Genomic DNA, 10,655 nt, shown 5'->3' with positions numbered 1-10,655 from the left:
GGTCCGAACCCGTGCCGGCCGCGCCCGCCGTGGGGGTGGGGGCCGTCGTGCCCGGTCACCCAGGGAGGCCGGGGTCCGCGCCGACCGCGCAGCTGCCCGAGGGCGGCGGCGATGGCGTCGACGGGGTCGGTGGCGGGGTCGTCGGCGGTCATGATCCGAGAATACATGCACCTTGACATGCATCACAGAAGCATGTACAAAGACATATACATGCCGAATGACATGTAATCGGCGTCTCCGGACGCACCACGAAAGGACACCCCATGACTGACGAGACCACTCCTCAGACCCCCGCACCCGTCGGCTACTGGCTGCGCGCCGTCGGCGCCCTGCTGCGCAGCGGCGCGGTGCACTCGCCCCGCGAATTCCGCGAGCGCGTCGAGGCGGCGGCCAGCGCCGACGACCTCGCCACCACCTCGCGCACACTCGAGGCGATCGCCCGCGAGCTCGGCTGGGACGACTCCTACGGGATGCCGCGGCCCGGCGAGTTCGGCCACCACGGCGGCCCGCGCGGCCACCGCTTCGGCCCCGGGTTCGGCCCCGGCGCCGACTCGGACGCCCCGCACGGCTTCGGCCCCCGCGCCGGATTCCCGCCGTTCGGTCGCGGCCGCGGCTTCCGCCCGTTCGCGGGCGGCAACCGCCACCGCGGGTTCGGCCCCGGCGCACACCGCCGGTTCGGCGAGGACCTCGGCCGCGGCGAGTGCGCCGCCCATGCGGGGCACCATGGCCACGGCGAGCGCGGCGACCGTCGTCCCGACGCGCAAGGCGCGCGGGACGCGGCATCCGACCGTGACTGACCCGCGACGGGGTCGGACGTTGCGCCGCATGTCGGTGACGCGTCCGACCCCCTCGCACGGCCATTACCGTGGATGACATGACCGCTGTGCCCGACCCCCAGCCCACGACCCCGCTCGAACCGGCCGACCAGCGCCGTGCCGTCGCGGAGTCGCTCGGCGCCGACGACTTCAAGGCACTGTTCCGCGGGCACCCCGGTGGGGTCGCCGTGATCACCGCCGATGCGGGCGACGGACCCGTCGCGCTGACGGCGACGTCGGTCGCCTCGGTGAGCGCCGACCCGCCCCTGCTGATCTTCTCGGTCTCGGCCACGTCATCGGCGACGCCGACCATCATGGCCGCCGACACCGTCGTGGTGCACTTCCTCGACGTGCACGACCTCGACCTCGCACGCCTCGGCGCCACCAGCGGTGTCGACCGCTTCGCGGACACCGACGCCTGGTCGAAGCTCACCACGGGCGAAGCCGTCTACCACGGAGTGCGGGCGTGGGTGCGGTGCCGCATCATCAACCGGATGGATGCCGGCGGCTCCACCGTGATCGCCGCGCACGCTCTGCAAGCGAGCATCAACCGCGATGTCGCCGCGGGCGACCCCGGCGACGCGCTGGTGTACCACAACCGCACGTGGCACCGACTCGATGAGGCATCCCGCATCGACGGCCCCGTGCGCTGATCAGGCCCCGGGCGACCCGGCGTCGGTGATGCTGACGTCGGTGCGGTGGAAGTTCTGGAACGACCGCGACGCGGTCGGGCCGCGCTGCCCCTGGTAGCGGTTGCCGTACGCGCCGGAGCCGTAGGGGTTCTCGGCCGGCGACGACAGGCGGAAGAAGCACAGCTGGCCGATCTTCATGCCCGGCCACAGCTTGATGGGCAGCGTCGCGACGTTCGAGAGCTCGAGGGTCACGTGCCCGGTGAAGCCGGGGTCGATGAAGCCGGCGGTCGAATGGGTGAGCAGGCCCAGGCGTCCGAGCGACGACTTGCCCTCGAGACGGGCCGCGATGTCGTCGGGAAGCGTGACGCGCTCGAACGTCGACCCCAGCGCGAACTCGCCCGGGTGCAGGATGAACGGCTCATCGGGGGCGACCTCGATGAGACGGGTCAGCTCGGGCTGATCGACGGCCGGATCGATGAACGGGTACTTGTGGTTGTCGAACAGCCGGAAGTAGCGGTCGAGGCGCACGTCGACGCTCGACGGCTGCACCATCGAGGCATCCGAGGGCTCCAGGCCGATGCGGGCGGAGTCGAGTTCAGACCGGATGTCGCGATCGGAGAGCAGCACGCGATCAGCGTAGCCGCCGGGCGCGGTTGCTATGCTGGCGAGGCGCCGTCAGGCGTCATCCCGGCGGTCATGCCGCCTCGGGGCTGTAGTTCAATGGCAGAACTTCTGCTTCCCAAGCAGACAGCGCGGGTTCGATTCCCGTCAGCCCCTCCACCGGCCTCGCCGCTCCGCATCAGCGGTGCCGCGGGGCCTTTCCCGTGCCCTCACCCGTGCGCGAGCAGCTGCAGTCCAGCGGTCAGCACACCGAGCAGGGCCTCCGCGCCCAGGGCGACGAGCCGCTGCCACCAGGCGAGGCGCAGCCTGCGGATCGCGAGGTACCCGATCACGACCAGGGCGAGCAGCAGAGCGGCGGCGGCCGCGACCAGCGCGGTGAACGTGGGCCATGCCCCGAGCGCGGCCACGAGCAGAAGCACCGCCGGAAGCGCCACCGCGCCGAGGGCACCGAAGCTGGTGGCCGCGGCGCTGCGCAGCTCGCGCGCACTCATCAGCCGCTCGTGAACGACGAGGTGGGAGATGACGTCGGCGGTGAACACGGCGAAGATCGTGCCGAGCACGGTGACGAGCAGTGTCACGAGCGCGTTCAGTGCGTCGTGTTCGCCGTGGCTCGCGAGCGTGACGACGACGGCGAGCGCCGCGAAGGTGACGTAGATGCGCTCCTTGAGGGCGCGGGCGCGTTCGTCACGGGATGCGTCGTGGTCGCTCATGCGCCGACGATATCGCCGCCGCGGCGAACGACCTACCCGCTCTCCCCGGCACCGCGCAAGGGCGGCTCGTGCACAGGCTGTACGGGCATGATCGAGGAATGACCTTCCCCGTGCGTCACATCTCCCAGACCATCGATCGCGACCCGGCGATCGTCGCCGAGTTCGTGGGCAGCTACGAGAATCTGCCGCGGTGGGCGGCGGGCCTCAGCAGCGGGGTGCGTCAGCACGGCGGCCGGTGGCGCACCGACTCGCCCATGGGCGAGGTCGAGGTGGTCTTCACCGCCCCTGTCGAGCTCGGCATCCTCGATCACGACGTCGTCTTCCCCGATGGCACGATCGTGCAGAACTCGCTGCGGGTGCTGCGCAACGCCGACGGCGCCGAGGTCGTCTTCACCCTGTTCCAGTACCCGGGCGTGAGCGACGAGGCGTTCGAGGCCGACGCGACGGCCGTGGCCGCCGACCTCGCTCGCCTTCGCGAGCTGCTCGAGGGCGACGTCTGACGCGGCCGCGGAGGCCGCGGCATCCACTCTCTCCCGCGCCGGGAGACGACGCATCCCCCGACGCCGAGGCGGCCGGGGGATGCGACGTTCGGGGTCAGCGCTCGATGTGGTCGAGGTGCAGCATGCGCGACAGGTTCTTGTCGAGCTCGTCGTCCTGGAAGATCTTCTTCCAGTCGTCCTTGATGATCGACTCGCGGCCGTAGTCCATCGCGATCAGGCACGCGTCACTGAACGGGTTGTCACCGCGCAGGCCGTTGGCGAGGGCCACCTGGGTGTGGCCGTACAGGATGCTGCGGGCCGCCGCCTCCGGCACACCCATGGTGTGCACGGCCTCGTGCAGCGACTCGTTCAGCAGCGCCCCGATCATGCAGGCGATCGTCTCGACGAGGGTCGGCTCGAGCTGGGCGAGCTGCTTGATCGTCACGTAGTGCACGTCGATGACGGGCGCGTAGATGGCGCGCACGGTCGCGTCGAGGATCGCCTTCTTGGCCGGGTCGTCCGACTCGATCGCGGCGATGGCGTCCTGCGGGGCGGCGATGCCGCCGAACGTGTCGGCCCACTCCTCGGGGGTCTGACGCTGCAGGAAGATCGACGGGTGGCAGGGGTGGGCGACCGCGCGGATGACCTCGGCGCGGTCGGTCAGCAGGCCCGCGTAGGCGGCGGCCGGGTCGAGGGTGAGGGCGATCGAGCCCTCCTTCATCAGCGGCACGAGCTGCGCGGTCACCGACTGCAGGGCAAGATCGGGCACGGCGTACACGACGATGTCGGCGTCGGCGACGGCCTCGGCCGCGTCGGTGAGGGTGCGGCCCGCGTCGAGCGTGCGCTGCTGACCGGCGGGCGAGTTCTCGACGTACCAGACGGTGTGGTCGGTCTTCACGAGGTTGTTGGACACGCGCATGCCCATCTTCCCGCCGGCCCCGATGACCGCGATCTTGTACGTGTCGGTCGCAGTGGTGCTCATAGTGTGCTCCTCAGATAGTCGAGTGTGGTGCGGGTCCAGTCCCGCTCGGTGCGGGTCGTCGACTCCTCGTCGCCCTGCCAGGGCAGCCAGTGTTCGACGATCTCGTTGATGCCGCGCTCCCGCGGACGTACCGCGCGCAGCAGGTCGGGGTAGTCGTGCAGGCCCTCGCCCATGCGCGCGCCCGAGTAGGTGAAGCCCACCCAGCCGTCCTGGCGCGCGAACGCGAAGTCCTTCACGTGCACGTTCACGACGTGCGGGGCGGCGACCGCGATGCAGTCGCCGGGGGTCTCGAGGCGGGCGACGACGTTCGCCGGGTCGAGGCAGACGCCGATCACGGGGCTCTCGGCGCCCTCGACGACGGCGACGAGGTCGCGGGTCGCGACCTGCTCGTACGTCTCGAGCGCGAGCGTGACTCCGGCGGACTCGTACTCGGGAAGGGTCTCCCCGAGCCACGCGATCGCCTGGGCGGTCGAGTCGGGCCGTGTCGTCGGCGAGTAGAGCATGCTGCGCACGAGCGTCGCGCCGAACAGGTCGGCGAGGTGCAGGTAGCGTCGCAGCCTCGCGGCGTCGACGCCCTTGGTGCCGAGCTCGATGGTGAGTCCGAGGTCGCGAGCGGATGCCGCGGCATCCGCGACGCGCGCGTCGTCCCAGGTGTCCAGCGGCGCGTAGTCGCAGATCTGGAACAGGTCGACGCCCGACTCCTTGGTGGCGACGAACGCCTCCTCGAGGGTCATCGGGCGGCTCACCCGGTCGGAGAGCTGCCAGAAGAACGCATAGGTGCTGAGGCCGAACATCACGCACCCCGTCGGGCGGTAGCGAGAGCGGATGCCTCGTCGAGCACGGCCTCGAACGCGGCCGGGTCGTGCGCGAAACGGCCGAGGAACAGTCCGTCGACGCCGTCGCCGAGCCGGGCGAGGAGGCCGGGGCCGGCAGACCCGCCGTAGATCACCCGCGACCCGGCGCGGCCGGGGAGCGACGCGAGCGCCTCGCGCAGCGCGGCGATCACCGTCACGATGTGCGCATCCGGGGCGGGCGCGGGGGCGCCGATCGCCCACACCGGCTCATACGCGGCGATCACCGGTCCGTCGGGGGCGTCGGCGAGGTCGGTGTGCAGCTGGGCGACAGTGGCGCGGGCGGCGGAGGCGGCATCCGTCTCGATCGTCTCCCCGATGCACAGCACCGGGGTCACGCCGTGGGCGAGCGCGGCGGCGGCCTTCGCGGCCACCACGTCGTCGGTCTCCCCGAACAGCCGACGGCGTTCGGCGTGGCCGATCTCGGCGAGCGAGACGCCTGAGTCGGCCAGCTCGGCCGCGGTGATCTCCCCCGTGTACGCGCCGACGCCGTAGGCGGATACATCCTGCGCGCCGATCGCGACGGGAGTGCCCGCGAGCGCAGCCCGCGCGTCGGCGATCTGCAGGTAGGTGGGGATGACGAACACGTCGACCGCGCCGGCCTGCACGGCGTCGTGACGCGCCACGCGCGCCGCGACGTCGGCGAACCAGTCGCGCGCCTGCTGCCTGCCGAAGTAGGCCTTCAGGCTCACCCCCACCGTGACCGTGCTCATCAGCAGGAGCCGGTGGTCTCGTACTGTCCGATGACGGCGACCTTCTCGGCCGACGCGCTGGTCTCGTCGAAGCGGTACGTGAGCCACTCCTTGACGAGACGGCGGGCGAGCTCGATGCCGACGACGCGCTGGCCCATCGTGAGCACCTGCGCGTTGTTCGAGAGCACCCCGCGCTCGACCGAGAACGAGTCGTGCGCGGTCACGGCACGGATGCCGGCGACCTTGTTCGCCGCGATCGCCACACCGAGACCGGTGCCGCAGATGAGCAGCGCACGGTCGGCCTCGCCGCGGGCGACGAGCTCCGCGGCCTGCACGGCGACCTTCGGGTAAGCGGTGTGCCCGTCTGCGTCCACGCCCACATCGACCACCGACGCGACGCCGTCGTTGTTCTCGAGATCGCGCTTGAGGATCTCCTTGTAGTCGAATCCGGCGTCGTCGGATCCGACGACGATGCGCAGCGGCTCAGGCATGGGCTTTCCTTTCGATGCGGTCGGCCAGGAGTGCGCCGACGGAGGTCGCGATGAGCGCGAGCGAGATCGCGCCCGGGTCGGGGGTGCCGACGCTGTTCATGCCGTGCGTGCGGGCACGGCCCATGCGCGGCAGCAGGTCGGCGGTCGCCTCGGCGGCGGTGGTGGCGGATGCCGCGGCCACCTGCCAGGCGTCGAGGAAGTCGTCTCCGGCGGCGATGCGCGCCGTGAGGGTCTCGGTCAGCGGCAGTAGCGCGTCGACGAGCGTCTTGTCGCCGATCTCGGCCTTGCCGTAGTCGGTCACGCCCTTCGCGCCGGCGGCGACGCCCGCGGCGACCGCGGCCGCCTCCGGACGTCCGGTGTCGCCGAGCGACGCGGCGATCGCGGTGAGGATGACGCCCCAGAGCGCGCCCGAGGTGCCGCCGGCCTTGTCCGACCAGCCGTCGGCGGCCTGCGCGAGCACCGTTCCGGCGCCGGCGCCCGCCTGGGCTGCCGCACGACCCGCGGCGAGGGCGGCGTGGGAGCCGCGCTGCATGCCGATGCCGTGGTCGCCGTCTCCGGCGATCGCGTCGATGCGGCCGAGCTCGTCGACGTTCTCGTCGATCGTGGCGACGATCGTCTCGAGCACCGCGACGACGGTCTCGGCGAGGGCCACGGACTCGGCGTCGCCGCGGGTCAGCACGACCTCCGCGACAGGCGCCTCGTCCGGGGCATCCGACAGCTCGACCGCGCCGACCGAGCCGCGTCGGTAGGCGGGCGTGTCGACCGGCGTCTCCCACAGGTCGGCGAGCTCGTCGTCGAGCCAATACAGCGTGAGCGAGAGCCCCGCCATGTCGAAGCTCGTGCAGTATTCGCCCACGTGGGCGTCGATGACGGTGAGTCCGGCCGCCTCGAGCAGCGCCGAGATGCGCCCGTAGACCACGAACATCTCCTCGTACTTCACCGAGCCGAGGCCGTTGAGAATGGGGATGACGCGCCCGTCGGCGCCGTCCGGCACCTCGGCGAGCAGGCGCTCGACGAGGAGGGCTGCGAGCTCGTCGGCCGACGGGATGTCGACCACGTCGATGCCCGGCTCGCCGTGGATGCCGAGGCCGACCGCCATCTTCCCCGCGGGGACGGTGAACAGCGGCTCGGGGGCACCCGGCAGCGTGCAGCCGGTGAAGGCGACGCCGAACGAGCGGGTGCGGTCGTTAGCGAGCCGCGCCACACGGGCGACCTCGGCGAGCGGGTAGCCCGCCGCCGAGGCCGCACCGGCGGCACGGAACACCGTGAGGTCTCCGGCGATGCCGCGGCGCTTGTGGCGCTCGGCGAGCGGGGCGCTCGCGACATCGTCGGTGACGGTGACGGTCTCGCAGGCGATGCCTTCGGCACGCAGCCGCTCCTGGGCGGCGTCGAAGTTGAGCACATCGCCGGCGTAGTTGCCGTATGAGAGGAACACCCCGCCGCCGTTGTCGGCGGCTCGGGCGACCGAGAGCACCTGCTGCGTCGAAGGTGACGCGAACAGGTTGCCCATGGCCGCACCGTGCGCGAGTCCGGGTCCGACGAGACCTCCGAAGGCGGGGTAGTGGCCCGAGCCGCCGCCCACGACGAGAGCGACCTGGCCCTCGGGGGAGACGGCGCGGCGCACGACGCCACCGGAGATCTTCCGCACGTAGCGGGGATGGGCGGCCACGAAGCCGTCGACCATCTCGTCGGCGAACTCGGCAGGGGTGTTCCAGAGGCGGGTCATCGCGCGTTCTCCTCCACGGCGTCGGTCTGCGGCGCGACGGCTGCCGTGGCGCGCAGCTTCGCGTCACGACGGGCGAGCGAGACGACGAGCACGGCCGAGAGCAGCATGAAGACGCCGACGAGGATCATCGGGACCTGGTAGCCGCCCGTCCAGTCGTGCACCGCACCGGTGATGTACGGCGCGCTGAAGCCCGCGATGTTGCCGATCGTGTTGATGAGCGCGACACCGGCGGCGGCTGCGGCCCCCGTGAGGAAGCGCGTCGGCAGCGTCCAGAAGTTCGGCAGCGCGGCGAAGATCGACATGGCCGTGAGGGCGATGACGGCGATCGTCGCAGCGGGCGAGCCGGCGTAGAGCGCGAGCGGGATGGTGACGGCGCCGACGACCGCGGGGATCGCGATGTGCCACGTCTTCACGCCGCGCTTCGAGGCGTCGCGCGACCAGAAGTACATCGCGATGGCGGCCGGCACGTACGGGATCGCCGTGATGAGCCCGGTCTGGAAGACGTCGAACTTCGTGCCCGCGGCATCCTGGAAGCCCTTGATGATCGTCGGCAGGAAGAACGCCAGCGCGTACAGGCCGTAGATGAAGCCGAAGTAGACGAGCGAGAGCACCCACACGCGACCCGACTTGAAGGCGAACTTCACCGAGGTGTGCTTGGCGGCGGCGCCGGTCTCGACCTTCTCCGCGTCAAGGGCCGTCGTCAGCCACGACTGCTCGTCGCGGGTCAGCCACTTCGCGTCGGTGGGCTTGTCCTTCAGGTAGAACCAGGCGATGACACCGACGACGATCGCGGGGATCGCGACGCCGAAGTACATGAAGCGCCAGCCCTCGAGGCCGAAGAAGACCCCGTGCTGCTGGATGAGCGCACCGGCGAGCGGCGCACCGATGACGGTGGTCAGCGGCTGGGCGAGGTAGAAGAGCATCAGGATGCGGCTGCGGTAGGCGGCCGGAACCCACATGCTCAGGAAGAGGATCGCTCCGGGGAAGAAGCCCGCCTCGGCGACACCGAGGAGGAAGCGCAGCGCGACGAGCTGCTCGAAGTTCTGCACCCACGTGAACAGGAGCGCCACGATGCCCCAGCTGACCATGATGCGGGCGAGCCAGCGGCGCGCTCCGAAGCGGTGCAGGGCGAGGTTCGAGGGCACCTCGAGGATGATGTATCCGATGAAGAAGACGCCCGAGGCGAAACCGAACTGAGCGGCGCTGAGCGCCAGGTCGGTGTTCATGCCGTTGGGGGCGGCGAACCCGATCGCGGTGCGATCGAGGTAGTTGATGAAGAACATCAGCGCGACGAACGGTACGAGGCGCACTGCCACCTTGCGGATGGCTGACCGGGCGATCGGGTTCGCCTCGGTGGTGGGTCGTGTGTCCACATTGACTCCTGGCAAATCAGCGTTGATCTGTGACTGCTGTCACGGTTGGACAGTTTGGCAAACCGGTTGACCAATTGCAAGACGGAATTTCCGGATGCCTCGGATCACTCCGCGACGACGGCATGCCGACGCGACCCCTCCGGCCGGCGAGGAGAGGCATCGCGGGCATCTCGCCGCTATCGGGTGATCTCGGCCTTGAGGCGATGCGTGGCGGTCGCCATGTGGTCGGCCATCGCCGCCGCAGCCCCGTTCTCATCGCCACGGGCGACCGCGGCGAGAACGGCCGCGTGCTCCTCGATGGCGGTCGCGACGCTGTCGTCGTCGTGCACGGCACGATTCGCATACACGTGCAGCAGCGAGCGCACGACGTGCAGCAGGTCGATGAGGGTCGCGTTGTCGGCCGATTCGGCCAGCGCCTGGTGGAACTTTCGATCGGCCACCGCGAACGCGGCGTAGTCGTCGCGGGCCGCGCGCATCTCGTCGAGATGCCCCTGAACCCGCGAGATTGCGGCGTTCTCTGCCCGGGATGCCGCCAGTCGGGCGACGTACGTCTCGAGCCCGGAACGCAGCTCGAGCAGCTCGACGGTGTTGTGCTCGCTGATCAGCAGGCCCCAGCGGAGGGTCTGCGGCAGCAGCTCGCTCGCCGCGCCGCGGAGGTACGTTCCCGACCCCGGACGCACGTCGACGATGCCGAGGATCTCGAGCGCCGCGAGCGCCTCACGCACCGCGGACCGCCCGACCCCGAGGGTCGCGGCGAGCTGACGCTCGGGAGGGAGTCGGGTGCCGGGGGCGACCTGCCCGCCCGTGAACAGATCGAGGAGGCGCCGGGCGACCTCGGTCACGGGGGTTCCCGTCGGCAGCGCGACCAGCGAGGCGGCGATGTCCTCGGCACGATCGGACGGGTAGGCGGGCATGCAGACACGATACCGGGGAGAGGCGGACTTGAAATTGGTCAACCGGTTTGTCAATAATGTTCGCGGTGTCCGCCCGGGACATCCGACGACAGTGCCGTCACGATGCGGAGGACGAAGTGGCCATTCTTGCCTGGGATGAGTTGGATCAGCGTGCGGTGGATGCGGCGCGGGTGTTGGCGGCGGATGCGGTGGAGAGGGTCGGGAACGGTCATCCGGGGACGGCGATGAGCCTGGCGCCGGTGGCGTATCTGCTGTATCAGCGGGTGTTGCGTCATGACCCGTCGGACACGTCGTGGATTGGTCGTGACCGGTTCATCCTGTCGGTGGGGCATTCGTCTTTGACGCAGTATGTGCAGTTGTTCCTGGGCG

Annotated in this window: 12 protein-coding genes, 1 tRNA gene and 1 pseudogene; 5 read left to right on the top strand and 9 right to left on the bottom strand. The window is 70.7% G+C overall.

The window, feature by feature from the left end; all coding sequences use genetic code 11:
• Nucleotides 1-263 precede the first annotated feature (263 nt).
• Both RR49_RS16035 and RR49_RS00730 read left to right on the top strand, forming a co-directional pair.
• Nucleotides 264-797, top strand: a complete 534-nt coding sequence (locus tag RR49_RS16035; RefSeq protein WP_045245852.1) for a hypothetical protein — start codon at nucleotides 264-266, stop codon at nucleotides 795-797.
• 77 nt (nucleotides 798-874) lie between these two features.
• Nucleotides 875-1,468 (top strand): flavin reductase family protein, encoded by a 594-nt coding sequence (locus RR49_RS00730; protein ID WP_045245851.1) that lies wholly within the window; start codon nucleotides 875-877, stop codon nucleotides 1,466-1,468.
• On the opposite strand, the gene dcd is transcribed toward RR49_RS00730, so the two are convergent.
• Entirely contained in the window at nucleotides 1,469-2,074 is a 606-nt protein-coding gene (gene dcd, locus RR49_RS00725) for a dCTP deaminase (RefSeq protein WP_045245850.1), read from the bottom strand.
• A gap of 79 nt (nucleotides 2,075-2,153) precedes the next feature.
• Between dcd and RR49_RS00720 the strand changes: the two genes are divergently transcribed.
• Nucleotides 2,154-2,227 (top strand) — tRNA-Gly (locus tag RR49_RS00720).
• A gap of 50 nt (nucleotides 2,228-2,277) precedes the next feature.
• On the opposite strand, the gene RR49_RS00715 is transcribed toward RR49_RS00720, so the two are convergent.
• Nucleotides 2,278-2,778 carry a hypothetical protein gene (locus tag RR49_RS00715; protein WP_045245849.1) on the bottom strand — a complete coding sequence of 167 codons (501 nt, stop codon included), beginning with the start codon at nucleotides 2,776-2,778 and terminating at the stop codon, nucleotides 2,278-2,280.
• Between the two features lie 98 nt (nucleotides 2,779-2,876).
• Between RR49_RS00715 and RR49_RS00710 the strand changes: the two genes are divergently transcribed.
• Nucleotides 2,877-3,278 carry an SRPBCC family protein gene (locus RR49_RS00710; protein WP_045245847.1) on the top strand — a complete coding sequence of 134 codons (402 nt, stop codon included), beginning with the start codon at nucleotides 2,877-2,879 and terminating at the stop codon, nucleotides 3,276-3,278.
• A 94-nt stretch (nucleotides 3,279-3,372) separates the two neighbouring features.
• Here RR49_RS00710 and RR49_RS00705 read toward each other — a convergent pair whose 3' ends face one another.
• From RR49_RS00705 to RR49_RS00675, 7 genes are all read right to left on the bottom strand, one after another.
• Nucleotides 3,373-4,239, bottom strand: coding sequence for a phosphogluconate dehydrogenase C-terminal domain-containing protein (locus tag RR49_RS00705; RefSeq protein ID WP_045245845.1), 867 nt, complete (start codon nucleotides 4,237-4,239; stop codon nucleotides 3,373-3,375).
• On the bottom strand, nucleotides 4,236-5,033 hold the full coding sequence (locus tag RR49_RS00700; protein WP_048809488.1) for a sugar phosphate isomerase/epimerase family protein: 798 nt from the start codon (nucleotides 5,031-5,033) through the stop codon (nucleotides 4,236-4,238). Before RR49_RS00700 ends, RR49_RS00705 begins: the two co-directional genes overlap by 4 nt.
• The gene (locus tag RR49_RS00695; RefSeq protein WP_045245842.1) at nucleotides 5,033-5,803 is read right to left on the bottom strand and encodes a triose-phosphate isomerase family protein; all 771 of its coding nucleotides are present in this window, start codon (nucleotides 5,801-5,803) and stop codon (nucleotides 5,033-5,035) included. The genes RR49_RS00700 and RR49_RS00695 overlap by 1 nt, the downstream gene beginning before the upstream one ends.
• Nucleotides 5,803-6,273 (bottom strand): ribose-5-phosphate isomerase, encoded by a 471-nt coding sequence (locus tag RR49_RS00690; protein WP_045245840.1) that lies wholly within the window; start codon nucleotides 6,271-6,273, stop codon nucleotides 5,803-5,805. Before RR49_RS00690 ends, RR49_RS00695 begins: the two co-directional genes overlap by 1 nt.
• Nucleotides 6,266-7,999 carry a dihydroxyacetone kinase family protein gene (locus tag RR49_RS00685; RefSeq protein WP_045245838.1) on the bottom strand — a complete coding sequence of 578 codons (1,734 nt, stop codon included), beginning with the start codon at nucleotides 7,997-7,999 and terminating at the stop codon, nucleotides 6,266-6,268. Before RR49_RS00685 ends, RR49_RS00690 begins: the two co-directional genes overlap by 8 nt.
• Entirely contained in the window at nucleotides 7,996-9,282 is a 1,287-nt protein-coding gene (locus RR49_RS00680; protein ID WP_211255121.1) for an MFS transporter, read from the bottom strand. Before RR49_RS00680 ends, RR49_RS00685 begins: the two co-directional genes overlap by 4 nt.
• Before the next feature lie 266 nt (nucleotides 9,283-9,548).
• The gene (locus RR49_RS00675) at nucleotides 9,549-10,286 is read right to left on the bottom strand and encodes a FadR/GntR family transcriptional regulator (RefSeq protein ID WP_045245836.1); all 738 of its coding nucleotides are present in this window, start codon (nucleotides 10,284-10,286) and stop codon (nucleotides 9,549-9,551) included.
• Nucleotides 10,287-10,402: 116 nt separating this feature from the next.
• Here RR49_RS00675 and RR49_RS00670 point away from each other — a divergent pair.
• A pseudogene (locus RR49_RS00670) lies at nucleotides 10,403-10,655 on the top strand (transketolase); the annotation flags it as partial.

Source organism: Microbacterium ginsengisoli, assembly GCF_000956535.1.
Classification (GTDB): domain Bacteria; phylum Actinomycetota; class Actinomycetes; order Actinomycetales; family Microbacteriaceae; genus Microbacterium; species Microbacterium ginsengisoli.
Note: the sequence above shows the minus strand (reverse complement) of the source record. Positions and strands in the feature narration are given on the sequence as shown.

What these genes read in the sequence shown, in the direction of transcription:
- RR49_RS00695 (WP_045245842.1), bottom strand. Translation starts at nt 5,803, where the DNA reads ATGAGCACGGTCACGGTGGGGGTGAGCCTGAAGGCCTACTTCGGCAGG.
- RR49_RS00685 (WP_045245838.1), bottom strand. Translation starts at nt 7,999, where the DNA reads ATGACCCGCCTCTGGAACACCCCTGCCGAGTTCGCCGACGAGATGGTC.
- RR49_RS00705 (WP_045245845.1), bottom strand. Translation starts at nt 4,239, where the DNA reads ATGAGCACCACTGCGACCGACACGTACAAGATCGCGGTCATCGGGGCC.
- RR49_RS16035 (WP_045245852.1), top strand. Translation starts at nt 264, where the DNA reads ATGACTGACGAGACCACTCCTCAGACCCCCGCACCCGTCGGCTACTGG.
- RR49_RS00700 (WP_048809488.1), bottom strand. Translation starts at nt 5,033, where the DNA reads ATGTTCGGCCTCAGCACCTATGCGTTCTTCTGGCAGCTCTCCGACCGG.
- RR49_RS00680 (WP_211255121.1), bottom strand. Translation starts at nt 9,282, where the DNA reads ATGTTCTTCATCAACTACCTCGATCGCACCGCGATCGGGTTCGCCGCC.
- RR49_RS00715 (WP_045245849.1), bottom strand. Translation starts at nt 2,778, where the DNA reads ATGAGCGACCACGACGCATCCCGTGACGAACGCGCCCGCGCCCTCAAG.
- RR49_RS00710 (WP_045245847.1), top strand. Translation starts at nt 2,877, where the DNA reads ATGACCTTCCCCGTGCGTCACATCTCCCAGACCATCGATCGCGACCCG.
- RR49_RS00730 (WP_045245851.1), top strand. Translation starts at nt 875, where the DNA reads ATGACCGCTGTGCCCGACCCCCAGCCCACGACCCCGCTCGAACCGGCC.
- RR49_RS00675 (WP_045245836.1), bottom strand. Translation starts at nt 10,286, where the DNA reads ATGCCCGCCTACCCGTCCGATCGTGCCGAGGACATCGCCGCCTCGCTG.
- RR49_RS00690 (WP_045245840.1), bottom strand. Translation starts at nt 6,273, where the DNA reads ATGCCTGAGCCGCTGCGCATCGTCGTCGGATCCGACGACGCCGGATTC.